This window comes from Pseudomonas agarici (assembly GCF_001543125.1).
Classification (GTDB): domain Bacteria; phylum Pseudomonadota; class Gammaproteobacteria; order Pseudomonadales; family Pseudomonadaceae; genus Aquipseudomonas; species Aquipseudomonas agarici.
Map to the genome: position 1 here is coordinate 3,096,030 of NZ_CP014135.1, position 23,833 is coordinate 3,119,862.

At 56.6% G+C, this 23,833-nt stretch carries 23 protein-coding genes; 22 read left to right on the forward strand and 1 reads right to left on the reverse strand.

Annotated elements, in window-relative coordinates; all coding sequences use genetic code 11:
* Window positions 1-105 precede the first annotated feature (105 nt).
* The 17 genes from AWM79_RS13505 (at window position 106) to glmS (ending at window position 16,774) form a co-directional block, all read left to right on the forward strand.
* On the forward strand, window positions 106-552 hold the full coding sequence (locus AWM79_RS13505; RefSeq protein WP_017132238.1) for an MEKHLA domain-containing protein: 447 nt from the start codon (window positions 106-108) through the stop codon (window positions 550-552).
* A 538-nt stretch (window positions 553-1,090) separates the two neighbouring features.
* On the forward strand, window positions 1,091-2,983 hold the full coding sequence (gene mnmG, locus AWM79_RS13510) for a tRNA uridine-5-carboxymethylaminomethyl(34) synthesis enzyme MnmG (protein ID WP_017132239.1): 1,893 nt from the start codon (window positions 1,091-1,093) through the stop codon (window positions 2,981-2,983).
* On the forward strand, window positions 2,980-3,624 hold the full coding sequence (rsmG, locus tag AWM79_RS13515) for a 16S rRNA (guanine(527)-N(7))-methyltransferase RsmG (RefSeq protein ID WP_017132240.1): 645 nt from the start codon (window positions 2,980-2,982) through the stop codon (window positions 3,622-3,624). Before mnmG ends, rsmG begins: the two co-directional genes overlap by 4 nt.
* Before the next feature lie 18 nt (window positions 3,625-3,642).
* The gene (locus AWM79_RS13520) at window positions 3,643-4,437 is read left to right on the forward strand and encodes a ParA family protein (RefSeq protein ID WP_060783062.1); all 795 of its coding nucleotides are present in this window, start codon (window positions 3,643-3,645) and stop codon (window positions 4,435-4,437) included.
* 9 nt (window positions 4,438-4,446) lie between these two features.
* On the forward strand, window positions 4,447-5,319 hold the full coding sequence (locus AWM79_RS13525; protein WP_017132242.1) for a ParB/RepB/Spo0J family partition protein: 873 nt from the start codon (window positions 4,447-4,449) through the stop codon (window positions 5,317-5,319).
* Window positions 5,320-5,467: 148 nt separating this feature from the next.
* Window positions 5,468-5,875 carry a F0F1 ATP synthase subunit I gene (locus AWM79_RS13530; protein WP_017132243.1) on the forward strand — a complete coding sequence of 136 codons (408 nt, stop codon included), beginning with the start codon at window positions 5,468-5,470 and terminating at the stop codon, window positions 5,873-5,875.
* Window positions 5,876-5,891: 16 nt separating this feature from the next.
* Window positions 5,892-6,761 carry a F0F1 ATP synthase subunit A gene (atpB, locus tag AWM79_RS13535; RefSeq protein WP_017132244.1) on the forward strand — a complete coding sequence of 290 codons (870 nt, stop codon included), beginning with the start codon at window positions 5,892-5,894 and terminating at the stop codon, window positions 6,759-6,761.
* Between the two features lie 133 nt (window positions 6,762-6,894).
* Window positions 6,895-7,152 carry a F0F1 ATP synthase subunit C gene (gene atpE / locus AWM79_RS13540; RefSeq protein ID WP_002555987.1) on the forward strand — a complete coding sequence of 86 codons (258 nt, stop codon included), beginning with the start codon at window positions 6,895-6,897 and terminating at the stop codon, window positions 7,150-7,152.
* A gap of 57 nt (window positions 7,153-7,209) precedes the next feature.
* On the forward strand, window positions 7,210-7,680 hold the full coding sequence (locus tag AWM79_RS13545) for a F0F1 ATP synthase subunit B (protein ID WP_017132245.1): 471 nt from the start codon (window positions 7,210-7,212) through the stop codon (window positions 7,678-7,680).
* 12 nt (window positions 7,681-7,692) lie between these two features.
* Window positions 7,693-8,229, forward strand: a complete 537-nt coding sequence (locus tag AWM79_RS13550; RefSeq protein ID WP_060783063.1) for a F0F1 ATP synthase subunit delta — start codon at window positions 7,693-7,695, stop codon at window positions 8,227-8,229.
* Between the two features lie 21 nt (window positions 8,230-8,250).
* On the forward strand, window positions 8,251-9,795 hold the full coding sequence (atpA, locus tag AWM79_RS13555) for a F0F1 ATP synthase subunit alpha (RefSeq protein ID WP_017132247.1): 1,545 nt from the start codon (window positions 8,251-8,253) through the stop codon (window positions 9,793-9,795).
* A gap of 50 nt (window positions 9,796-9,845) precedes the next feature.
* Window positions 9,846-10,706: a F0F1 ATP synthase subunit gamma gene (atpG, locus tag AWM79_RS13560; RefSeq protein WP_017132248.1), complete on the forward strand. Its 861-nt coding sequence runs from the start codon at window positions 9,846-9,848 to the stop codon at window positions 10,704-10,706.
* Between the two features lie 27 nt (window positions 10,707-10,733).
* A complete protein-coding gene (gene atpD / locus AWM79_RS13565) occupies window positions 10,734-12,110 on the forward strand; it encodes a F0F1 ATP synthase subunit beta (protein WP_017132249.1) in 1,377 nt (458 codons plus the stop codon).
* Window positions 12,111-12,155: 45 nt separating this feature from the next.
* Window positions 12,156-12,581, forward strand: a complete 426-nt coding sequence (locus AWM79_RS13570) for a F0F1 ATP synthase subunit epsilon (RefSeq protein ID WP_017132250.1) — start codon at window positions 12,156-12,158, stop codon at window positions 12,579-12,581.
* A gap of 114 nt (window positions 12,582-12,695) precedes the next feature.
* Window positions 12,696-14,063, forward strand: coding sequence for a bifunctional UDP-N-acetylglucosamine diphosphorylase/glucosamine-1-phosphate N-acetyltransferase GlmU (glmU, locus tag AWM79_RS13575; RefSeq protein WP_026013206.1), 1,368 nt, complete (start codon window positions 12,696-12,698; stop codon window positions 14,061-14,063).
* Between the two features lie 97 nt (window positions 14,064-14,160).
* Window positions 14,161-14,928 (forward strand): DeoR/GlpR family DNA-binding transcription regulator, encoded by a 768-nt coding sequence (locus AWM79_RS13580; protein WP_017132252.1) that lies wholly within the window; start codon window positions 14,161-14,163, stop codon window positions 14,926-14,928.
* A gap of 10 nt (window positions 14,929-14,938) precedes the next feature.
* Complete coding sequence (gene glmS / locus AWM79_RS13585; RefSeq protein ID WP_060783064.1) at window positions 14,939-16,774, forward strand: glutamine--fructose-6-phosphate transaminase (isomerizing); 1,836 nt, start codon at window positions 14,939-14,941, stop codon at window positions 16,772-16,774.
* Between the two features lie 284 nt (window positions 16,775-17,058).
* On the opposite strand, the gene AWM79_RS13590 is transcribed toward glmS, so the two are convergent.
* Window positions 17,059-18,555 (reverse strand): Fic family protein, encoded by a 1,497-nt coding sequence (locus AWM79_RS13590; RefSeq protein ID WP_060783987.1) that lies wholly within the window; start codon window positions 18,553-18,555, stop codon window positions 17,059-17,061.
* A 553-nt stretch (window positions 18,556-19,108) separates the two neighbouring features.
* On the opposite strand from AWM79_RS13590, the gene AWM79_RS13595 reads away from it, so the two are divergent.
* The 5 genes from AWM79_RS13595 to AWM79_RS13615 are packed head-to-tail and all read left to right on the forward strand — an operon-like array spanning window position 19,109 to window position 23,829.
* Window positions 19,109-20,128, forward strand: coding sequence for a hypothetical protein (locus tag AWM79_RS13595; protein ID WP_244159557.1), 1,020 nt, complete (start codon window positions 19,109-19,111; stop codon window positions 20,126-20,128).
* A gap of 2 nt (window positions 20,129-20,130) precedes the next feature.
* Window positions 20,131-20,835, forward strand: a complete 705-nt coding sequence (locus AWM79_RS13600) for a hypothetical protein (protein ID WP_060783066.1) — start codon at window positions 20,131-20,133, stop codon at window positions 20,833-20,835.
* A 34-nt stretch (window positions 20,836-20,869) separates the two neighbouring features.
* Window positions 20,870-22,726, forward strand: a complete 1,857-nt coding sequence (locus AWM79_RS13605) for a type VI secretion system Vgr family protein (RefSeq protein ID WP_060783067.1) — start codon at window positions 20,870-20,872, stop codon at window positions 22,724-22,726.
* 12 nt (window positions 22,727-22,738) lie between these two features.
* Window positions 22,739-23,323, forward strand: a complete 585-nt coding sequence (locus AWM79_RS13610) for a hypothetical protein (RefSeq protein ID WP_060783068.1) — start codon at window positions 22,739-22,741, stop codon at window positions 23,321-23,323.
* A gap of 38 nt (window positions 23,324-23,361) precedes the next feature.
* A complete protein-coding gene (locus tag AWM79_RS13615) occupies window positions 23,362-23,829 on the forward strand; it encodes a DcrB-related protein (RefSeq protein WP_017132259.1) in 468 nt (155 codons plus the stop codon).
* Window positions 23,830-23,833 lie beyond the last annotated feature (4 nt).

A 23,833-nucleotide genomic window follows, 5' to 3' on the forward strand; every position in this document is an offset into this window, starting at 1 on the left:
GGGCGGATTCGGTCTGGTTATCCACAGTTCCCGTGAACGCATCAGGAACATGGCAGGTCAGAGAGGGTATTGTTCAACCTTACCTACTGACGTCACGGGAAAATGATGAGTTCGTTAGCTATTGATTCAACCTTCTTCGAGCTTCTGACCGGCAGTTATCAACGGCTTGTCGGTCAGTCACTGGTGCCTCAGGGCAGTGATGCGGCCTGGCTGTATGAGCAGGCGCCCTTTTGCGTGCTCTCCCACAACACCGATGCCGATCCACGTTTCATCTATGCCAATCGAGCTGCACAGCAATGCTTCGACTATGACTGGGCTCAATTCACGTTGTTGCCGTCGCGGCTATCGGCCGAGGCGCCGAACCGTGCGGAACGCCAGTCGTTGCTGGATCGTGTCCACCATCAGGGTTATGCCAGCGGCTACACCGGGATTCGTATTTCCAGGACGGGCAGGCGTTTCTGGATCCGCAACGGCCTTGTCTGGCAATTACAGGATGGCGAAGGCGTGATTCACGGCCAGGCCGCCGTATTTCACAGTTGGGACGACATCTGATTTCACTTGCTATCTCACAGGGATGCCGGGCCTGATCCGGCATTTCCTCTTCTTCTGCCGCACAGATCCTTCCATTTCCTGACGAATTCCGGCTCGCGGAAGGTTTCTGCGTGCCTGTGATTCGCCAGGAAAGCGTTTTTCTGTGGATTAAGCCCTGTGAATAACCGACCTTCAGCTCAGTTGATAACCGGGCCTGAAAACTGAGGATGAACCCGCTTGTGGATAAACAGCACTTTAATCCACAGGCTTATACTGGTTATCCCAAGCCCTCCATGGCACATGACCACAGACTTATGAATCTCTGTACACACCATAAAACAAGGCTTGTAGAGCTTTATCCACAGAATAGCCGCGCACTAAGAATAAACATAAAAACAAAGCTTTAATAAATTTCTTTATTTTAATTTCTATTACCCATGATTATCCACAGCTGGTTAAATTTTGTGCAAAGGGTTCTTTAGGAAAGGCAAATTCCCTATACTTGTTCATTCAGCCCGAATTTTTATTTACCTACCTGGCAGCAGGCACGAGGTGCGTGGTGGATTTCCCTTCCCGTTTTGAGGTGATCGTCATCGGCGGCGGTCATGCCGGTACCGAGGCAGCACTAGCATCAGCACGCATGGGCGCAAGAACCCTGTTGCTGACGCATAACGTGGAAACCCTCGGTGCAATGAGTTGCAACCCTGCCATTGGTGGTATTGGTAAAAGCCATTTGGTCAAGGAAATCGATGCCCTTGGTGGCGCGATGGCCATCGCCACCGATAAAGGTGGCATCCAGTTTCGTGTCCTCAACAGCCGTAAAGGCCCGGCTGTGCGCGCAACTCGGGCACAGGCCGACCGCCTGCTGTACAAGGCCGCTGTTCGTGAAATCCTGGAACACCAGCCGAACCTGTGGATATTTCAGCAGGCCGCCGACGATCTGATTGTCGAGCAGGATCAGGTCAGGGGGGTTGTGACCCAGATGGGTCTGCGTTTCTTCGCCGAATCCGTGGTGTTGACCACCGGCACCTTCCTCGGTGGACTTATCCACATCGGGATGCAGAACTATTCGGGTGGCCGCGCCGGCGATCCGCCGTCGATTGCCCTGGCCCATCGCTTGCGGGAACTGCCGTTGCGGGTCGGTCGCCTGAAAACCGGCACCCCGCCACGGATCGATGGTCGTTCCGTGGATTTCTCGGTGATGAGCGAACAACCCGGTGACATGCCGATTCCAGTGATGTCGTTCATGGGCTCGAAAGAGCAGCATCCACGTCAGGTCAGTTGCTGGATTACCCACACCAACGCCCGCACCCACGAGATCATTGCCGCCAACCTCGATCGTTCGCCGATGTATTCCGGGGTGATCGAAGGCATCGGTCCGCGCTACTGCCCGTCGATCGAAGACAAGATCCACCGCTTTGCCGACAAGCAAAGCCATCAGGTCTTTATCGAACCGGAGGGCCTGACCACCCACGAGTTGTACCCGAACGGGATATCCACCTCCCTGCCATTCGACGTGCAGTTGCAGATCGTCCAGTCGATCCGCGGCATGGAAAACGCCCACATCGTTCGTCCGGGCTACGCCATCGAGTACGACTACTTCGACCCGCGTGACCTGAAGTACAGCTTGGAAACCAAGGTGATCGGCGGTCTGTTCTTTGCCGGACAGATCAACGGCACCACCGGTTACGAAGAGGCCGGCGCCCAGGGTTTGCTGGCTGGCGCCAACGCTGCGCTGCGGGCCCAGGGCAAGGACAGCTGGTGCCCGCGTCGGGACGAGGCCTACATCGGGGTACTGGTCGATGATCTGATCACCCTCGGTACCCAGGAACCGTACCGGATGTTCACCTCCCGCGCCGAATACCGGCTGATCCTGCGTGAAGACAACGCCGACCTGCGGCTGACCGAAAAAGGTCGCGAGCTGGGTCTGGTGGATGATGCGCGCTGGGCGGCTTTTTGCACAAAACGCGAAAGCATCGAGCTGGAAGAACAGCGCCTGAAAAGCACTTGGGTGCGCCCGGGCACTGAGCAGGGCGATGCAATCGCCGAGAAATTCGGTACGCCGCTGACCCACGAATACAATTTGCTCAATCTGCTGAGCCGTCCGGAAATCGACTACGCGGGCCTGGTCGAAGTGACCGGGCAGGGCGCGGAAGATCCACAGGTCGCCGAGCAGGTTGAGATCAAGACCAAGTACGCCGGCTACATCGACCGCCAGCAGGATGAAATCGCCCGGCTACGGGCCAGCGAAGACACCCAGCTGCCTGTGGATATCGATTATTCGAACATCTCTGGCCTGTCGAAAGAGATCCAGGGCAAGCTCGGCGCAATCCGGCCCGAGACCTTGGGCCAGGCTTCGAGGATTCCTGGCGTCACGCCAGCGGCGATTTCCCTGCTGATGATTCACTTAAAAAAACGCGGTGCGGGCCGTCAGTTGGAGCAAAGCGCTTGAACTCACAGGTCACCTCGCAACACGCCGAAGAGTTATCCACAGGTGCTGGTCAGCTTGGCGTCCACCTGACCGCCGCTCAGCATGAGCAGTTGCTCGGTTATCTGGCTCTGTTGATCAAATGGAACAAGGCCTACAATCTGACCGCTGTGCGCGACCCGGACGAAATGGTTTCACGGCACCTGCTCGACAGCCTGAGCGTGATGTCCTTCGTCGACTCGGGGCGCTGGCTCGATGTCGGCAGCGGCGGCGGGATGCCGGGTGTGCCGCTGGCGATCCTGTTTCCGGAGTCGCAAGTGAGCTGCCTGGACAGCAACGGCAAGAAGACCCGCTTCCTGACCCAGGTCAAACTCGAACTCAAACTGGATAACCTGCAAGTTATCCACAGTCGCGTCGAAGCCTTCCAGCCGCAGCAGCCATTCAACGGGATTATTTCCCGGGCGTTCAGCAGCATGGAGAACTTCAGCAACTGGACTCGCCATCTCGGCGACACTGATACACGCTGGCTGGCAATGAAGGGCGTCCATCCGGCGGACGAGCTGGTAGCATTACCGGCAGACTTCCAGCTCGATAGCGAACACGCTTTGGCCGTACCCGGTTGCCAAGGTCAACGTCATCTGCTGATACTGCGCCGCAGGGCATGATTGGGAACACAAGCAAGAATGGCTAAGGTATTCGCGATAGCGAACCAGAAAGGTGGTGTGGGCAAGACCACCACCTGCATCAACCTCGCTGCATCCCTGGTCGCCACCAAGCGTCGGGTGCTGTTGATCGATCTCGATCCACAGGGCAACGCCACCATGGGTAGCGGTGTGGATAAACACGGTCTGGAAAACTCCATCTACGATGTGCTGATCGGTGAATGCGATCTGGCGCAGGCCATGCATTTCTCCGAACACGGCGGTTATCAACTGCTGCCAGCCAACCGTGACCTGACAGCGGCCGAGGTGGTGCTGCTGGAAATGCAGATGAAGGAAAGCCGGCTGCGCAGCGCCCTGGCGCCGATCCGCGAGAACTACGACTTCATCCTGATTGACTGCCCGCCGTCGCTGTCGATGCTGACCCTCAACGCTTTGGTGGCCGCTGATGGGGTGATTATTCCCATGCAGTGTGAATATTTTGCCCTCGAAGGGCTCAGCGACCTTGTGGATAACATCAAGCGCATCGCTGAACTGCTCAACCCGGAGCTGAAGGTTGAGGGGCTGCTGCGGACCATGTACGACCCTCGTCTGAGTTTGATGAACGATGTTTCCGCACAGCTCCAGGAACATTTCGGTGATCAACTGTACGACACCGTGATTCCGCGCAACATCCGTCTGGCCGAAGCCCCGAGCTACGGTATGCCGGCTCTGGCATACGACAAACAATCCCGTGGTGCCGTGGCTTACCTGGCTCTGGCGAGCGAGATGGTTCGTCGGCAACGTAAAAATTCACGCGCCGCCGCTCCGGCAACTTAAGGAAATCCCATGGCCGTCAAGAAACGAGGTCTAGGACGTGGGCTGGATGCATTGCTCAGCGGTCCGACTGTCAGCTCGCTGGAAGAGCAAGCTGTCCAGGCCGACGAACGCGAACTGCAACACCTGCCGCTGGACTTGATTCAGCGCGGCAAATACCAGCCGCGCCGCGACATGGACCCGCAGGCGCTGGAAGAGCTGGCGAACTCGATCAAGGCCCAGGGCGTGATGCAACCGATCGTGGTCCGTCCGATCGGCAACGGGCGTTTCGAAATCATCGCCGGCGAACGTCGCTGGCGCGCCAGCCAGCAGGCCGGGCAGGAAACCATTCCGGCCATGGTTCGCGATGTAACGGATGAAACCGCCATTGCCATGGCGCTGATCGAGAACATCCAGCGTGAAGACCTCAACCCGATCGAGGAAGCCGTGGCCCTGCAGCGACTGCAGCAGGAATTCCAACTGACCCAGCAACAGGTCGCCGAGGCGGTGGGCAAGTCCCGCGTGACCGTAGCCAACCTGCTGCGCTTGATCGCATTGCCGGAAGTCATCAAGACCATGTTGTCCCACGGCGATCTGGAAATGGGTCATGCTCGTGCCTTGCTTGGTTTGCCGGATGAGCGGCAGGTCGAAGGGGCGCGACATGTTGTCGCACGTGGCCTTACCGTGCGCCAGACCGAAGCACTGGTTCGTCAGTGGCTGAGTGGCAAACCAGCCCCGGTCGAACCGCCTAAGGCGGACCCGGACATCAGTCGTCTCGAACAGCGCCTCGCCGAGCGGCTGGGGTCTGCGGTGCAGATTCGTCACGGGCAGAAAGGAAAAGGCCAGTTGGTGATTCGCTATAACTCCTTGGATGAACTACAAGGGGTACTTGCCCATATTCGTTGAAACATTTCCTCATGTAGCGCGCAGGCGGAAATCACTACCCGGCAGTTGAATAGGGGCCGAACCGCCCCTATACTCTGCGCGCATTTTGTCGGCACAATTTATGCCAAGTTATTGATTTCCGGCAGCCGACCTTTGAGGAGCGTGAGTGGTGGAAATCCGCAGGCCAAACAGGTTGCCGTTCCATCGCTTGGCGGTATTCCCGGTTTTATTGGCTCAATGGGTCATATTGCTGGTGGCCGCGTTGGTGCTTTGGCAATGGTACGGTGGCGTTGCCGGATACTCGGGACTCTGTGGAGGCCTGATAGCCTCGCTACCCAACATGTATTTTGCTCACAGGGCCTTTCGGTTTTCCGGCGCCCGAGCAGCCCAGTCCATCGTCCGGTCTTTTTATGCCGGCGAGGCGGGCAAGTTGATTTTGACGGCAGTGCTGTTTGCACTGACGTTCGCAGGAGTGAAGCCACTGGCGCCGATAGCAGTCTTCGGTGTCTTCGTGCTGACCCAGTCGGTCAGTTGGTTGGCTCCCCTGCTAATGAAAACAAGACTTTCGAGACCTTAGGGCGTTTGAGGCAACCATGGCAGCAGAATCCGCTTCGGGCTATATCCAGCACCACTTGCAGAACCTGACCTTCGGTCAGCTACCTAACGGCGGCTGGGGCTTTGCCCATTCCGCAGCAGAAGCCAAGGCAATGGGCTTCTGGGCATTCCACCTGGACACCTTGGGTTGGTCTGTCGCATTGGGTCTGATCTTCGTCCTGATTTTCCGCATGGCGGCAAAGAAGGCAACTTCCGGTCAGCCAGGCGCTTTGCAGAACTTCGTTGAGGTATTGGTCGAATTCGTCGACGGCAGCGTGAAAGACAGTTTCCACGGTCGCAGCCCGGTGATTGCGCCGCTGGCACTGACCATCTTCGTCTGGGTGTTCCTGATGAACGCCGTTGACCTGGTACCGGTCGACTGGATTCCTCAGTTGGCGATCCTGATTTCCGGCGATCATCACATTCCATTCCGTGCGGTTTCCACCACGGACCCTAACGCTACCCTGGGCATGGCCCTGTCGGTGTTCGCGTTGATCATTTTCTACAGCATCAAGGTCAAGGGCATCGGCGGCTTCATCGGCGAACTGACCCTGCATCCGTTCGGCAGCAAGAACATCTTCGTTCAAGCGTTGTTGATCCCGGTGAACTTCCTGCTGGAGTTCGTGACCCTGGTCGCCAAGCCGATCTCCCTGGCCCTGCGACTGTTCGGCAACATGTACGCCGGTGAGCTGGTATTCATCCTGATTGCAGTGATGTTCGGCAGTGGTCTGCTCTGGCTGAGCGGCCTGGGTGTCGTACTGCAGTGGGCGTGGGCCGTTTTCCACATTCTGATCATCACCCTGCAGGCGTTCATCTTCATGATGCTGACTATCGTCTACCTGTCGATGGCGCACGAAGAAAACCATTAAGACCAGTCTCGACTGGTCTGGTGTCCTTCCCGATAAAACGGGAAGGTGGCCTTCCAAGGCTCTGAAACGATTTGTTTTACCGCTTTAAAATCTAAAAAACCTAAACCATACGACGTAAAAGTCGGGAGGAAAGATGGAAACTGTAGTTGGTCTAACCGCTATCGCTGTTGCACTGTTGATCGGCCTGGGCGCACTGGGTACCGCCATTGGCTTTGGCCTGCTGGGCGGCAAATTCCTGGAAGGCGCGGCGCGTCAGCCAGAAATGGTACCAATGCTGCAAGTCAAGATGTTCATCGTGGCCGGCCTGCTCGACGCCGTCACCATGATCGGCGTTGGTATCGCTCTGTTCTTCACCTTCGCGAACCCCTTCGTTGGTCAACTCGCTGGCTGATCACTCGAGTTTTCGAGTTGATTGGTGTGATGGACAACGAACGAGCGAGGTGTTGGCGTGAACATTAATGCAACCCTGATTGGCCAGTCCGTTGCGTTCTTCATTTTTGTACTGTTTTGCATGAAGTTCGTGTGGCCTCCGGTCATCGCGGCTTTGCACGAACGTCAGAAGAAGATCGCGGATGGATTGGACGCTGCCAGCCGTGCAGCTCGCGACCTGGAGTTGGCCCAAGAGAAAGCGGGTCATCAACTGCGCGAAGCAAAAGCACAGGCAGCCGAGATCATTGAGCAAGCGAAGAAACGCGGTAACCAGATCGTCGAAGAGGCTGTTGATAAAGCCCGCGTCGAAGCTGAACGCGTGAAGGCTTCGGCTCATGCCGAGATCGAGCAGGAACTGAACAGCGTCAAAGACGTGCTGCGCGCCCAACTGGGTAGCCTGGCCGTTGGCGGTGCCGAGAAGATCCTGGGTGCCACAATCGATCAAAACGCGCACGCGGAGCTGGTTAACAAACTGGCTGCTGAAATTTAAGCGAGGGCGATCATGGCAGAACTGACCACGTTGGCCCGACCTTACGCTAAGGCGGCCTTCGAGCACGCTCAGGCCCACCAGCAACTGGCCCATTGGTCAGCCATGCTCGGCCTGGCCGCTAAGGTGTCGCAAGACGACACCATGCGGCGCGTGCTCAAGGCCCCGCGACTGACGAGCGCAAACAAGGCCACCACGTTTATTGACGTGTGTGGCGACAAGTTCGATGCCAAGGCACAGAATTTCATCCATGTCGTTGCCGAAAACGACCGTCTCCCGCTGTTGCCGGAGATTGCCGCTCTGTTCGACCTGTACAAGGCCGAGCAAGAGAAATCGGTAGACGTGGAAGTCACCAGTGCTTTTGCATTGAACCAAGAACAGCAAGACAAACTCGCCAAGGTTCTCAGTGCACGACTCGACCGGGAAGTGCGCCTGCAAGTTGCGGAAGACTCATCCCTTATCGGGGGTGTTGTCATTCGCGCCGGCGACCTGGTTATCGATGGCTCAGTTCGCGGCAAACTCGCGAAATTGGCCGAAGCATTGAAATCTTGAGTTTGAAGGGGCAGCAGAGCAATGCAGCAACTCAATCCTTCCGAAATAAGTGAAATTATCAAGGGCCGCATCGACAAACTCGATGTGACCTCCCAAGCCCGTAACGAAGGCACTGTCGTCAGCGTATCTGACGGTATCGTGCGGATTCACGGTCTAGCCGACGTCATGTACGGCGAGATGATCGAGTTTCCGGGCGGCGTCTACGGTATGGCCCTCAACCTTGAGCAAGACTCCGTAGGTGCCGTGGTATTAGGCGCGTACACCAGTCTGGCTGAAGGCATGAGTGCCAAGTGTACCGGCCGCATTCTCGAAGTTCCGGTGGGTAAGGAACTGCTGGGTCGCGTTGTCGACGCACTGGGTAACCCGGTTGACGGCAAAGGTCCGCTGAACAACACCGAGACCGACGCGGTCGAGAAAGTGGCTCCAGGCGTGATCTGGCGTAAGTCGGTAGACCAGCCTGTACAGACCGGCTACAAGGCTGTCGATGCGATGATCCCGGTGGGCCGTGGCCAGCGTGAGCTGATCATCGGTGACCGTCAGATCGGTAAGACCGCTTTGGCGATCGACGCGATCATCAACCAGAAAGACAGCGGCATCTTCTGCGTTTACGTAGCGATCGGTCAGAAGCAATCGACCATCGCCAACGTGGTTCGCAAGCTGGAAGAAAACGGCGCCCTGGCCAACACCATCATCGTGGCCGCCAGTGCTTCCGAATCTCCCGCGCTGCAGTTCCTGGCACCGTACTCCGGTTGCACCATGGGCGAGTTCTTCCGCGACCGCGGTGAAGACGCGCTGATCGTTTATGACGATCTGTCCAAGCAAGCAGTGGCCTACCGCCAGATTTCCCTGCTGCTGCGCCGTCCACCAGGCCGTGAAGCCTACCCAGGCGACGTGTTCTATCTCCACTCCCGTCTGCTGGAGCGTGCATCCCGCGTCTCGGAAGAGTACGTCGAGAAGTTCACCAATGGCGCGGTGACTGGCAAAACCGGTTCCCTGACCGCTCTGCCGATCATCGAAACCCAGGCTGGCGACGTTTCCGCGTTCGTTCCGACCAACGTGATTTCCATCACCGACGGTCAGATCTTCCTGGAATCGGCCATGTTCAACTCCGGGATCCGTCCTGCTGTGAACGCCGGTGTTTCGGTATCCCGTGTAGGGGGCGCCGCCCAGACCAAGATCATCAAGAAGCTGTCCGGTGGTATCCGTACCGCCCTGGCCCAGTACCGTGAACTGGCGGCATTCGCCCAGTTCGCTTCTGACCTGGACGAAGCGACCCGCAAGCAACTTGAGCATGGTCAGCGCGTTACCGAGCTGATGAAGCAGAAGCAATACGCACCAATGTCGATCGCTGACATGGCGCTGTCGCTGTATGCCGCTGAGCGTGGGTTCCTGACTGACATCGAAATCGCCAAGGTCGGCAGCTTTGAACAAGCGCTGATTGCTTACTTCAACCGCGATCACGCCGATTTGATGGCCAAGATCAACGTGAAGGGTGACTTCAATGACGAAATCGACGCTGGCATGAAAGCCGGTATCGAGAAGTTCAAGGCCACCCAAACCTGGTAAGCCGCAGCGGGAGCCGCAAGGCTCCCGCTTGCTAACCTGATAGGTGTTACATGGCAGGCGCAAAAGAGATTCGCAGTAAGATTGCGAGCATCAAAAGCACGCAAAAAATTACCAGCGCCATGGAAAAAGTGGCGGTCAGCAAAATGCGCAAGGCACAAATGCGCATGGCGGCTAGCCGTCCTTATGCGGAGCGTATCCGCCAGGTAATTGGGCATCTGGCCAACGCCAACCCGGAATACCGCCACCCGTTCATGATCGACCGCGAAATCAAGCGTGTCGGTTACGTCGTGGTAAGCAGTGACCGTGGTTTGTGCGGTGGCTTGAACACCAACCTGTTCAAGGCCCTGGTCAAGGACATGGCGGTAAACCGCGAAAACGGCGTCGAGATTGATCTGTGTGTGGTGGGTAGCAAGGGGGCGGCGTTTTTCCGCAACTTCGGCGGTAACGTCGTTGCCGCTATCAGCCACCTGGGTGAAGAGCCGTCGATCAATGACCTGATCGGCAGCGTCAAGGTGATGCTGGATGCCTACTTGGATGGCCGTATTGATCGTCTGTCCGTGGTGTCCAACAAGTTCATCAACACCATGACCCAGCAGCCTACCGTGGAGCAGTTGATTCCACTGGTGGCAACCCCGGATCAAGAACTCAAGCACCACTGGGACTATCTCTACGAACCGGACGCCAAAGAGCTGCTTGACAGCCTGATGGTGCGCTACGTGGAGTCGCAGGTGTACCAGGCGGTGGTCGAGAACAACGCGGCCGAACAAGCTGCGCGGATGATCGCGATGAAGAACGCTACCGACAACGCCGGTGATTTGATCAGCGATTTGCAACTGATCTACAACAAGGCGCGTCAGGCTGCGATCACCCAAGAGATCTCGGAAATCGTCGGCGGCGCTGCCGCGGTTTAACGGTTCAAATATTCAGAGGATCCAGCTATGAGTAGCGGACGTATCGTTCAAATCATCGGCGCCGTTATCGACGTGGAATTCCCACGCGACAGCGTACCGAGCATCTACAACGCGCTGAAAGTACAAGGCGCGGAAACTACCCTGGAAGTCCAACAGCAGTTGGGCGACGGCGTGGTGCGTACCATTGCGATGGGTTCCACCGAAGGCTTGAAGCGCGGTCTGGGCGTTGTCGACACCAAGGCCGCCATCTCCGTACCGGTCGGTAAAGCGACCCTGGGCCGGATCATGGACGTCCTCGGCAACCCGATCGACGAAGCCGGTCCGATCGACACCGACGAGCGTTGGGGTATCCACCGTGCGGCGCCGTCGTTCGCCGAGCAGGCGGGCGGCAACGACCTGCTGGAAACCGGCATCAAGGTTATCGATCTGGTCTGCCCGTTCGCCAAGGGCGGTAAAGTCGGTCTGTTCGGTGGTGCCGGTGTCGGCAAGACCGTTAACATGATGGAACTGATCCGTAACATCGCCATCGAGCACAGCGGTTATTCGGTGTTCGCCGGTGTGGGTGAGCGTACTCGTGAGGGTAACGACTTCTACCACGAGATGAAGGACTCCAACGTTCTGGACAAAGTGGCACTGGTCTACGGCCAGATGAACGAGCCGCCGGGAAACCGTCTGCGCGTCGCCCTGACCGGCCTGACCATGGCCGAGAAGTTCCGTGACGAAGGTAACGACGTTCTGCTGTTCGTCGACAACATCTACCGTTACACCCTGGCCGGTACCGAAGTATCCGCACTGCTGGGCCGTATGCCGTCGGCGGTAGGTTACCAGCCGACCCTGGCTGAAGAGATGGGCGTGCTGCAAGAGCGCATCACTTCGACCAAGGAAGGTTCGATCACCTCGATCCAGGCGGTATACGTACCGGCGGATGACTTGACCGACCCGTCGCCAGCGACCACCTTCGCCCACTTGGACGCCACCGTCGTATTGTCCCGTGACATCGCCTCCCTGGGTATCTACCCGGCGGTCGATCCACTGGACTCGACTTCGCGCCAGCTGGACCCGAACGTGATCGGCCAGGACCACTACGACACTGCTCGCGGCGTCCAGTACGTACTGCAGCGTTACAAGGAACTGAAGGACATCATCGCGATCCTGGGTATGGACGAGCTGTCGGAAACCGACAAGCAGTTGGTATCCCGCGCTCGTAAGATCCAGCGTTTCCTGTCGCAGCCGTTCTTCGTGGCTGAAGTCTTCACCGGTGCCTCGGGTAAATACGTTTCCCTGAAGGACACCATTGCTGGCTTCAAAGGCATCCTCAACGGTGACTACGACCACCTGCCAGAACAAGCGTTCTACATGGTTGGCGGCATCGAAGAAGCGATCGAGAAAGCCAAGAAACTGTAATCCCGGCGCCCGGCAACGGGCGCTAATTTAGGTTGAGGCAATCAGATGGCTATGACAGTCCATTGCGATATCGTCAGTGCGGAAGGAGAAATCTTCTCTGGCCTGGTCGAGATGGTGATTGCACACGGTGCGCTCGGTGACCTGGGTATTGCCCTGGGCCACGCGCCGCTGATCACCCATCTCAAGCCGGGCCCGATCCGCTTGATCAAGCAGGGCGGGGAAGCTGAGGTGTTCTACATCTCCGGTGGGTTCCTCGAGGTTCAGCCGAACATGGTCAAGGTTCTTGCCGACACCGTGCAACGTGCTGCCGACCTGGACGAAGCCTCCGCTCAGGAAGCCGTCAAGGCTGCCGAGAAGGCCCTGAATGAAAAAGGCGCGGACTTCGACTACGGTTCCGCCGCTGCACGTCTGGCCGAGGCCGCAGCCCAGCTGCGCACCGTCCAGCAGATCCGCAAGAAGTTTGGTGGTTAAGCCGCCGCTTGTTTGTGTGATTGATTAAAAAGGGTAGCCTCGGCTACCCTTTTTTCTTTTCCGATGTTCATCACCTGGTCGCAGCCGCTGACCACCTAGGATTGGTAGCCAGTCATGTCTCTCGAAATCGTTATCCTCGCCGCAGGTCAAGGCACCCGCATGCGTTCGGCATTACCGAAGGTTCTTCACCCCGTAGCTGGCCATTCGATGCTGGGGCATGTTATCCACAGCGCCCGGCAACTGAATCCACAACGCATTCACGTGGTCATCGGCCATGGCGCTGACCAGGTGCGCGAACGGCTGGCGGCCGATGACCTGAACTTCGTGTTGCAGGACAAGCAACTGGGAACCGGCCACGCGGTGGCCCAGGCTGTGCCCTTTATCACCGGAGACACGGTGTTGGTGCTCTACGGCGACGTCCCGTTGATCGAAGTGGACACCCTGCAACGCCTGCTGCAGCACGCCACGCCTGACCAAGTGGCGCTGTTGACTGTCGAACTGGCGGACCCCACCGGTTATGGCCGTATCGTGCGCAACGCCCAGGGCAAGGCCTGTGCGATCGTCGAGCAGAAGGATACCAATGAGGCGCAGCGGGCGATCACCGAAGGCAATACCGGCATCCTCGCGTTACCGTCCCAACGTCTCGGCGGCTGGATGAGCCGCCTGTCGAACCACAACGCTCAGGGTGAGTACTACCTGACCGACGTGATCGCGATGGCGGTCGGCGATGGTCTGGTAGTGGAAACCGAGCAACCTTACGACGCCATGGAAGTGCAGGGCGCCAACGACCGTAAACAACTGGCCGAGCTCGAGCGTCACTACCAGAAACGCGCGGCGTTGCGTCTGATGGCTCAGGGCGTGACCCTGCGTGACCCGGCGCGCTTCGATGTGCGCGGCGAAGTCAGCGTGGGTCGCGATATCCTGATCGACATCAACGTGATCCTCGAAGGTCGCGTGGTAATCGAGGACGATGTGGTGATCGGTCCCAACTGTGTGATCAAGGACACCACGCTGCGCAGAGGCGTGACGGTCAAAGCCAACAGCCACCTCGACGGTGCGATTTTGGGCGAAGGCAGCGATGCCGGTCCGTTTGCCCGCCTGCGCCCTGGCAGTGTGCTCGGAGCCCGAGCCCATGTGGGTAACTTCGTCGAGTTGAAGAACGCGCACCTGGCCGACGATGCCAAGGCGGGTCACCTCACCTACCTGGGCGATGCGCGGATTGGCGCACGGACCAATATCGGCGCTGGCACCATCACCTGCAACTATGACGGGGCCAACAAGCACCAGACGGTGTTGGGTGAAGACGTCTTTATCGGCTCCAACAACTCCCTGGTAGCGCCTGTGGATATCTCCAACGGCGCCAGCACGGCGGCGGGCTCGACCATCAATCAGAGCGTTGGTGAAGGGCAACTGGCCGTGGCCCGTGCGCGTCAGCGCAATATCGACGGCTGGCAACGGCCAGTGAAGATCAACAAAAGCTGAGTTATCCACAGCTTTTTTGGCAAAGCTTCGCTTGACGAAGTTTCGATTTCAGGTTTTGATTGCATTTATTATCTTTCGAATCGAAACTTAAGCCGTCATGTCGAAACGCAACACCCCTCAACGTCGCCACGGCATCCTCGCCTTGCTCAATGAGCAAGGCGAAGTGAGCGTGGACGAACTGGCCAGGCGCTTCGAAACTTCCGAGGTTACGGTGCGCAAGGATCTGGCTGCCCTCGAAAGCAATGGTTTGCTACTGCGCCGCTATGGCGGTGCGATCAGTATGCCCCATGAACTGGTCGGCGATCCCGGCCAGTCGGTTTCGAAGCACAAGCAAGCGATTGCTCGGGCCGCAGTCGGGTGCCTACGCGAACACGCACGGATCATCATCGACAGCGGCAGCACCACCGCCGCGATGATTCCTGAACTGGGCCGGCAGCCCGGCCTGGTGGTGATGACCAATTCCCTGCATGTTGCCCGCGCCTTGAGCGAGCTGGAACACGAGCCCGTGTTGTTGATGACCGGCGGCACCTGGGACCCGCATTCCGAGTCGTTCCAGGGCCAGGTCGCCGAACAGGTGCTGCGTTCCTACGACTTTGACCAGCTATTTATCGGTGCTGACGGCATCGATCTGCAACGCGGTACCACCACCTTCAACGAGTTGCTCGGCTTGAGCCGGGTCATGGCTCAGGTTGCTCGAGAAGTGGTGGTGATGGTCGAGGCTGACAAGATCGGCCGGCGCATACCCAACCTGGAACTGCCCTGGAGCAGCGTCCATACCCTTATTACTGATGAACGCTTGCCGCTGGAGGCACGCGAACAGATTCAGGCCCGCGGGATACATTTGATTTGCGCGGCTGTCAGCTAGGAGAGAGAGCATGTGTGGAATTGTCGGTGCGGTTGCTGAACGTAATATCACGGCCATCCTGGTCGAAGGCCTGAAGCGTCTGGAATACCGTGGCTATGACAGCGCCGGTGTCGCCGTCTTCACCCATAACGGCAAACTGGAGCGTGCCCGGCGTACCGGCAAGGTCAGTGAGCTGGACCAGGCCTTGGCCGGTCAACCGCTGGCCGGTCGCCTAGGGATCGCTCACACTCGCTGGGCCACCCATGGCGCCCCGTGCGAGCGTAACGCCCACCCGCATTTCTCCGGCTCGGATCTTGCCGTGGTACACAACGGCATCATCGAGAACCACGGAGCCCTGCGTGAACAACTCAAGGGCCTGGGCTACGTCTTCACCTCGGACACCGACACCGAAGTGATCGCCCACCTGCTCAGCCACAAACTCAAAGACCTCGGCGACCTGACCACGGCACTGAAGGCCACGGTCAAGGAACTGCACGGTGCCTATGGCTTGGCGGTGATCAATGCGCAGCAGCCTGATCGCTTGCTGGCCGCGCGCAGCGGCAGCCCACTGGTAATCGGACTCGGCCTGGGGGAAAACTTTCTCGCCTCTGACCAACTCGCCCTGCGCCAGGTAACCGACCGCTTCATGTATTTGGAAGAAGGCGATATCGCCGAGATCCGCCGTGACAGCGTGCAGATCTGGGATGTCGATGGACAGGCCGTCGAGCGCGAGGCAGTGCAGTATCGCGACGGCGCCGAAGCTGCAGACAAGGGCGCGTTCCGCCACTTCATGCTCAAGGAAATCCACGAACAGCCGGCTGTGGTGCAACGTACTCTGGAAGGGCGCCTGAGCCAGAACCAGGTGCTGGTCCAGGCCTTCGGCCCCCAGGCCGCCGAACTGTTCGCCAAGGTACGCAACGTGCAGATCGTCGCCTGTGGCACCAGCTACCACGCCGGCATGGTTGCCCGTTACTGGTTGGAAGGCCTGGCGGGTATTCCGTGCCAGGTCGAAGTTGCCAGCGAATTCCGCTATCGCAAGGTGGTGGTGCAGCCGGATACGCTGTTTGTCTCCGTTTCCCAGTCCGGCGAGACCGCCGATACCTTGGCGGCCTTGCGCAATGCGAAAGAGCTGGGTTTCCTCGCCAGCTTGGCGATCTGTAATGTCAGCATCAGCTCGCTGGTACGCGAGTCGGACCTGACCCTGCTCACCCAGGCTGGTCGCGAGATTGGCGTGGCCTCGACCAAGGCCTTCACCACCCAACTGGTCGGCTTGCTGCTGCTGACCCTGGCGCTAGGCCAGGTACGCGGCACCCTGGCACCGGGTGTCGAAGCGGAATTGGTGGAAGAACTGCGGCGCCTGCCGACCCGCCTGGGCGAAACCCTGGCGATGGATGCCAAGATCGAGAAAATCGCCGAACTGTTCGCCGACAAGCACCACACCCTGTTCCTCGGTCGTGGCGCGCAATACCCGGTGGCGATGGAGGGCTCGCTCAAGCTCAAGGAGATTTCCTATATCCATGCCGAAGCCTACCCGGCGGGTGAACTCAAGCACGGTCCACTGGCGCTGGTCGACAACGACATGCCGATCGTCACCGTGGCGCCGAACAACGAGTTGTTGGAAAAACTCAAATCCAACTTACAGGAAGTTCGCGCCCGCGGTGGCGAGTTGATCGTCTTCGCCGACGAGAAGGCCGGGATGAGCAATGGCGAGGGGACACACGTCATCACCTTGCCGCATATCCATGACACCCTGGCACCAATCCTCTACACCCTTCCGCTGCAATTGCTGTCGTATTACGTGGCAGTACTCAAGGGCACCGATGTCGACCAGCCGCGCAACCTGGCGAAATCGGTGACGGTGGAGTGATGGTGGTTTAAGTTGATGGTGTTGAGCTATGAAATAAAGTCTGTCGGGAATAAATGGAGTCTGTCGCAGGCTGCTGATTGCTTTGATCCGCGCCTGTTACAGACTTGAGGTATTCCAGTGATGGCCACGTGGGTGAACGACCGCACGCTTTGGGCCTTTTCAAAGCTGAGGAGCTTGAAAGGTTGGGCCGCCTAATAGCTAGTGGAGATGGCGGGACTGAGATGGACATGGCTTCACCCAAGGGATCTGCCACCGGTCATTCAACCGCCCCAGTCGCTAGACTATTAGTCGTCGGGCTCTGCGTAGGCTTCAGCCAGAAGGGCCTGGGCGTGACCTTCCAGGAAGTCGAAAACCTCCTCTTGGATATACCCGTTGTATTGCTTGCGCCGGCCCTTTGATACGACCCCATTCTGGTCTAAGCACTGCATTATCAGCTTGCTCAAGAGGCTGCCGCGCACGTCGTAGTTGTCATTAACCACCTTGAGCAACGTGTCGTATCGTTGCAGATACTCGGTTTCTTCCCTCAGTTCGATTTCCAATGCCCGCTTGGCCATTTCCAGCGTGAAGGCCACACATTCAGTCGCATCCCAGTAGCGATAGAGGCTAGGGTCGCCGGTGAAGTTAAGCGACATGTTGTCGGCATCGATCCAACGAACGTCCCAGAATTGCCGGGCGGGTTTCGAGAAGCTCTGCAAAGCTTCAAGGTAGCGTTGCTCCTCTCGCTTCATGGCAACGGAGACAGGGAGTAACAAACCGTTCTCCAGCGCACCGCTGCAGCACAATGCCTGGTGTATTAAGAAGCGCGACAGTCGGCCATTCCCATCCATGAAGGGATGCAAGAACACGAATCCGAATGAGGCAATGCCGGCGGCCACCAGCGGGTCAAGCTCCAACGGTGCACGGTTTGCGAAGGCCATGAGTTCGAACATCAGATCCCGGCAAAGGTCTGGTGGTGGTGGGATATAGGTGACCCCTGCCGCTCCTCGAAAGGAGTTGGTCAGGTGGTTTTGTTTATGCCGGAAGGCCACCGCCCATTCAAGCGGTTGGGAAATTACATTGTTTTGCAGAGAGACCAAGTAGTCTTCAGTAAGCAGCTGGCGGTCATGTGCCTGGCGCAGCAACTGAACGAAACGCTCTGACTTCTGCTGGCTTGGTGCTTCCTTTTCAATCGCAAATGAGGAATCTGTCTCGCTCAGGTACGCCCAGTTGATGGCGCGATCCATCATTTCCTTAGGCAAGGAAGCAATGAACTCTTTCGAACGCCCTAGAATGTCGTATTCAAGCAGGGCTTGGATCTCGGGCGTGCGCTCTACCGTCGCGCAATATTGGAGTGTCCCCAGCCCATTGAAGTCCACGCGCCATCGGTTGTTTCGCACCGATGGGCCAGTGATGTACCGCTCTGGATCAAAAAGGAGGACGCCGGGGCCCCGAGGCTTGTCCGTGTAGTCCAGTAAAGCGCCGGAGTAGACTTCCCAGAGGAAGCAGACTTTGCGCAGATAGCCACTGCTGGGGGATTGGGTTATGGCCTCGACAAGGAGTTGACCTTCAATGCGAGGCAGAGCCTGCGCCAAAATAGAGAGATTGACGCCCTCATGTTTGAGCGCAAAGATGATGTGGGCGAGAAAATCCCCAGCCTCCGGTGCAACCGCTTGCGGCACTGCAAGCGCGCCGTTGATCCGCTCAATGCGGGTGACGGGTTGAACGAGTGCGGGCTTCTTTACCCCGATAGCCTTCAGCCCCATCGCATTGATCAAATGGGCGTAACCCACTAGATTTCCCATTTTTTCCCCTATCATTGGCTAGATTTTTTTAACCGAGCCAAGATTTTCTTAAAATACGCGCCGAACACTCAGAAAATATTAACCGAAAATGGGCGCGTAACCGCTATTTTTGGGCTTTCTGATTTTCGGCGCGCTGGGAATCTGTGTGTAGTGGTCATCGTGTGTTGTTCTGTTGGCTGTATTACGGCCAGTTTCTCTTTTTTGAAACACTGATGGCACTTTCACGCTTTATGCATGTCTGACCCGGTTCTGACAGGTGCAGCAATCCCGATTGGCTTTAAGCCGGACTTTAGCAAAGGCGATTGCTGTAGTTTTGGTGCTACGAAATTTCAGGGCTTTTAGCAGTGCTCTCGGAGCGCGAAACGCAGGATTGACGCTGCGTCGGAAAATAGTATTGCTCGGCGTAAGTTCTAAGCAGCTCCATGCTGCGTTTCTGCTCAGTCGCCAAGGCATCCTGGTTTCTCGACGCTTTCGTGATATTGGATGGCATTGTGTTACCGCCATCGCTGGGCGTCACTTGGCAATCGAGCCAGCTTATAAAGGGAGGTTGGTCGTGAGTAATGGACTCTATCCATGTACAGCTGCAGATCCCATGGGTACAGGTTCCCAGCAAGGATTGTTGGGCGAAGGGTCATTACCATGGCCAAGTGTTGTTGCCGCTAGGGCCTTCCCCTCATCCTTGGACATCGCAGGCACTTATGCCACTGACGATCTGAGTGCTGCGGAATTTCTCATCAAAGAGCTCAGCTCTCCAGAAGCTGAGCTGACTCCTGAAGAAACCGAAGACTACTGTACGACGCTGATTTCCCTGCTTGGTAAGCTAAAAAAAGCCCCCAACGTCGCAGCAAAACAGTTTTTGGAACTCAAGGAGAAGGCGGAAAAAATTCCGGTCGTGGGCCCTCTGCTATTTTCTACGGCTAACCTGCCAGGCACGCTCGCGAGTGTGGGAGGTATTCTCCATGCAGGTTCGAAAGCAACCAAGGTTGAAAACCTACTTGATCTTAGTAAGTCGACAAAGACGCAGCTTAAAAAATGGGCGGCCTCCCGTGGAAAGTCAGGAAGTGTCTCTGCTCATCGCGCTTTTCGTGGCAGGATCAAGCTTATTCGAGTAGGCGGTAACTTATACTTTGAAATACCCGCGACGGCCAAAGCCAGTATCTATCGGGTGGGCGGTAAAGTCGCAGGCAATGAGATTCATATCCCAGCATACAACGCAGCCAAAACGTTAAGGTCGACTGCGCATGTCGACGGCGGATTGTATGGTCAGCGGGGGGTTGGGAAGGTACTTGTCGGTAACGCCGCCGGCCCGCTTCTGGCGTTCGGTCCACAACTGGCTATGGATATGCACAGCTCCACAAGTGGTAGGGATTTTTTAGAGAAAACCGCTTATAGCCAGCCCACCAACGCTCTGGTTTTTGCAAGTGGAGTAGTGATTGGTGCGACCGTAAGTGCGCCTGCGGTAGTAATAATCGCGATTGGATTAGGTGTGGGTCTCACAATACAGATTGTTATGAGCGACGAAGTAACCGGGTGGGGTACCTCTTTCGGTAATTTGCTGACGGGAAAAGGCTAATAATGTTCAATGTCGAACCGCATCGATACTTAGCCAGCATATGGGGAGCTTGGTTTTTGTTCACCATGCTGGCTGTGTTTTCGGCGGGTGTAGTACCGAGTGTGTTAACGATTCCCGCCGCGGCATTTGTGATTTGGGTAACTTTCTGGTGCGTTGATTGCGCGTACCGGACTGAAAGGTTTAGTAAATATGCCAGCCTTCGGCTGTTTACGAATTTGGGTGTTGCGCCTGGGTTCGCGTTTTTAATGGCGTTGGTCGCGACTTACAAGCAGTTTAAGTTGGGGCTTGGCATGTCGATACTGATCAGCTGTATGCCGCTAGCTGTCTGCATGATTGTTTATTTTTTATTATGTGTATGGCGAAACCCTAGAAGCTCTCTGGTCGTACGTTCGCAGCGCGTCGAAGTCGTGGAGCCTAATCAGGAGAATCGTTGGGCACTTGGCGCTGTTGGGGGCGGCTTGGGAATACTGATTTACCCAGTTTTTCACGCTTATAGATCGCCAGCGCTACTGCTTGTCTTTTTATTTATAGTTATTGCTCTTTTTATGTTTTTTTACCATCGCACCAGTATTTCTTCCCTACGTACTCTGAAGGATCAAGAGGCGCGGGAACATCAAGAATACACATTCATGAATGTGGAAGAGCTTCGTTCAAGGCGTGCGACGTCTTGGATTGGCCGCATTTTCGCTACCAAGGTAGACCGATGAGTTTTGCCAGTAGCCAGTTTTCAAGGAGTGCACAATGTTGACGGACCTTCTTTCTATGCTGAGCCCGCAGAATAAAAGGCTTTTCAAGCTGAATACATTTGCGTCCGGCGGCGAGGAGGACATGCTGCTGGAGCATTTTTCTGGTTCAGAAGGCCTCTCCCGACTTTTCGAGCTAGATTTGGCGATGCTCAGCCAGCGTTCCGATGTGAAGCTAAAGTCACTCATTGGCCGCCCCGCGACCGTGGAAATCGAACTTGCCGATGGTTCTAAACGCTATATCAACGGCTACGTGAACCGCTTCAGTACCCAAGGTAGCGATGGAGGGCTTTCTCGCTACAGTGCGGTACTTGGGCCGTGGTTATGGATGCTGACCTGTCGATTTGACACGCGAATATTTCAAGATAAAACAGTTCAAGATGTAGTAGCTGAGGTATTTGGCAGCTACGGAGCATTTCCGAAATTTGAATTTCGCTTGAGCAAGCCATTAAGAAATCATAGTTATGTCACCCAGTACCGCGAAAGTGACTTTAACTTTGTGCAGAGACTGCTTGAAAACGAGGGTTTGTTTTACTATTTCGAACACACTGCCGACTCGCACGTGATGATTGTGGTTGATGACTCAAGCACATTAGTGCCTTTGGCGGAGCAGCCTCAAATTCGTTTTCATACTGCCTCAGTGACCGAGACAGCTGACTCGATTACCCAGTGGAGTGCGACCCGCCAACTGCAGTCTGGCAAAGTTTCCGTGCGTACCTTTGATTACCGCCAGCCAAATAATGCACTGCCAGTCACCATGCAGAGTATGAATCAGCAGGGAAACATCGACAGTTTTGAGATATACGATTTTCCAGGGCAGTATACTCACGGAAACTATGAGGATGGTGAGGCAATGGTCCGTAACCGGATTGAGGCCTTGGAGTTATTGGGTAAAACATTTTATGGTGATAGCAACTGTCGCGTAATGAAACCTGGCTATACTTTCGAGCTGACCCAGCACTACGAACACGATGCTGGAACAGCTGAAAACCGGCAGTTCTTAATTATATCGGTTGATCATGTAGGCAGTAACAACTACTTGACTGGTGATCAGGCTGGTTACTTCAACAAATTTGTATGTGTTCGCAAAAAAATTGCTTATCGACCTCAGTTAGCAACTCGCAAACCTTCAATCAACGGCCCACAAACCGCCATCATCGTTGGCCCCCCCGGAGAAGAAATCTATACCGATGAAATGGGCCGCGTGAAAGTGCAGTTTCACTGGGATCGCACCGGCCAGTTCGACGACAAAAGCTCTTGCTGGGTCCGCGTCGCCCAGTCCGGTGCAAGTGGCGGCTTCGGCAGTATTCAGATACCCCGTGTCGGCGACGAAGTCGTAGTGGTATTCCTCGACGGCAACCCTGACCGTCCGCTGATCATGGGCAGCCTCTACAACAGCCAGAATACCCCGCCATGGTCGCTTCCGGCGAACAAGACTCAGAGTGGTTTCTTGACCAGGTCGATGAAGGGCGACGGCGGTACGGCGAACTTCTTCCGCTTCGAAGATAAGGCCGGCGCTGAGCAACTCATCATGCATGCCGAGCGCAACATGGACACCGAGATTGAGCTCGACGAGACCCATAAAGTCGGCAACAACCGCATGATGACCGTCGATGGCACGCAAACCGAGATCATCAGGAAAGACACCGTGATGAATGTTCAGGAAGGCTCTCTGACGATTCAGGTGGATAACCAGTTCATCCAGGTCAATGCCAAGCAACACATCATTCTCCAAGTGGGGGAAAGCAGCATCACCCTCACGCCGGATGGCATTGAGATCAGGGGCAACGCCATTACCACAGTGAGCACAGGCACGACTCAAATCACCGGTGCGCCGGTCAGAGTCAATGACTGAGGTAGCGGGCAGATGACTAGAACCAGTATTTACGATCGTATTTCAGAGAAGCGTCTAGCGCGGGAAGAGGCTGAGCGCATGGCGCTGGCTGCAGCAGCCGCTGCGCCTAAACCCGAGCCGGAGCCAGAGCCTGACCCCGTTATTGCGCTGCAAAATACACCGAGCAGCTTTACCTTCGGCGGCTTCAATCTGGCGTTCCCTTCGGGCTTCGACTTCCGCGACATCCAGACCACCATCGAGCATGAAGGCGAACCGATCATTCTGACCATCAAGCGTCGGGATGTTCGACAGGGGCTGGCGCTGCCGGAGTTATTCGAAGAGTCAGTACAAACGTTTCGCAAGCTTTATCCGGACATGCGGGCCATCCGCCAGCGTGACTACCTTGTGGCTGGCAGCGCAGCGAAGTCGCTGGATTTCCATTTCAAAATCGGCCATGGCGAACGGCACGGACGCTTGGTAGGGGCCGTAGTCCCTGTTGATGGGAGCGAAGACCTGCAATGGCTGAGCATCTCGTGCGTGATTGATCCCACCAAACCCAGCCTGAGCCATTGGCTGATCGATTTCGACAGCATGCTCGATGGCGTCGCAGCCCGCTGAGCGATCATCTATTCATTGATTTAAGGAATTCATCTCCAATGGACTACGAGTTGCAGGAAGGAAGTATCGCGCTGCCGGAAGGGTTTCAAGACCGGACCGTAAACATGTTTGTGCTAGGTGCGAGCATTCCTGCGCCATTGAGCATCACCATTTCCCGAGACACGCTGTTGCCGGGCGAGGTTCTCAAAACCTACGTTGAACGCCAGATCAAAATGCTCGCTTCAAAGCTGCGCGGCTACACGCTGCTTGGCAAGAAAGCAGTCTCGTTGTCGTCCGCTGCGCCTATAGATGGCGTGCAGATTGATGCTTACTACATGACCGACGGCCGTCCTTTCTATCAGCGTCAGGCTGCGTTTTTGATCGAGTCAGGGCGGGCGCTCATTTTCTCGACCACTGCTCAAGCCGACTTCAGCAGCGAACAAAATCAGAATTGGATGGATCTGCTTGCCAGCTTCCAGCCTCGCCAATCCGGTGGCACCAAGACTGACTCCAGCGGACAGGAGTAACACT

What these genes read in the sequence shown, in the direction of transcription:
- AWM79_RS13505 (WP_017132238.1), top strand. Translation starts at nt 106, where the DNA reads ATGAGTTCGTTAGCTATTGATTCAACCTTCTTCGAGCTTCTGACCGGC.
- AWM79_RS13520 (WP_060783062.1), top strand. Translation starts at nt 3,643, where the DNA reads ATGGCTAAGGTATTCGCGATAGCGAACCAGAAAGGTGGTGTGGGCAAG.
- AWM79_RS13525 (WP_017132242.1), top strand. Translation starts at nt 4,447, where the DNA reads ATGGCCGTCAAGAAACGAGGTCTAGGACGTGGGCTGGATGCATTGCTC.
- atpB (WP_017132244.1), top strand. Translation starts at nt 5,892, where the DNA reads ATGGCAGCAGAATCCGCTTCGGGCTATATCCAGCACCACTTGCAGAAC.
- atpE (WP_002555987.1), top strand. Translation starts at nt 6,895, where the DNA reads ATGGAAACTGTAGTTGGTCTAACCGCTATCGCTGTTGCACTGTTGATC.
- AWM79_RS13550 (WP_060783063.1), top strand. Translation starts at nt 7,693, where the DNA reads ATGGCAGAACTGACCACGTTGGCCCGACCTTACGCTAAGGCGGCCTTC.
- atpA (WP_017132247.1), top strand. Translation starts at nt 8,251, where the DNA reads ATGCAGCAACTCAATCCTTCCGAAATAAGTGAAATTATCAAGGGCCGC.
- atpG (WP_017132248.1), top strand. Translation starts at nt 9,846, where the DNA reads ATGGCAGGCGCAAAAGAGATTCGCAGTAAGATTGCGAGCATCAAAAGC.
- atpD (WP_017132249.1), top strand. Translation starts at nt 10,734, where the DNA reads ATGAGTAGCGGACGTATCGTTCAAATCATCGGCGCCGTTATCGACGTG.
- AWM79_RS13570 (WP_017132250.1), top strand. Translation starts at nt 12,156, where the DNA reads ATGGCTATGACAGTCCATTGCGATATCGTCAGTGCGGAAGGAGAAATC.
- glmU (WP_026013206.1), top strand. Translation starts at nt 12,696, where the DNA reads ATGTCTCTCGAAATCGTTATCCTCGCCGCAGGTCAAGGCACCCGCATG.
- AWM79_RS13580 (WP_017132252.1), top strand. Translation starts at nt 14,161, where the DNA reads ATGTCGAAACGCAACACCCCTCAACGTCGCCACGGCATCCTCGCCTTG.
- glmS (WP_060783064.1), top strand. Translation starts at nt 14,939, where the DNA reads ATGTGTGGAATTGTCGGTGCGGTTGCTGAACGTAATATCACGGCCATC.
- AWM79_RS13590 (WP_060783987.1), bottom strand. Translation starts at nt 18,555, where the DNA reads ATGGGAAATCTAGTGGGTTACGCCCATTTGATCAATGCGATGGGGCTG.
- AWM79_RS13600 (WP_060783066.1), top strand. Translation starts at nt 20,131, where the DNA reads ATGTTCAATGTCGAACCGCATCGATACTTAGCCAGCATATGGGGAGCT.
- AWM79_RS13605 (WP_060783067.1), top strand. Translation starts at nt 20,870, where the DNA reads ATGTTGACGGACCTTCTTTCTATGCTGAGCCCGCAGAATAAAAGGCTT.
- AWM79_RS13610 (WP_060783068.1), top strand. Translation starts at nt 22,739, where the DNA reads ATGACTAGAACCAGTATTTACGATCGTATTTCAGAGAAGCGTCTAGCG.
- AWM79_RS13615 (WP_017132259.1), top strand. Translation starts at nt 23,362, where the DNA reads ATGGACTACGAGTTGCAGGAAGGAAGTATCGCGCTGCCGGAAGGGTTT.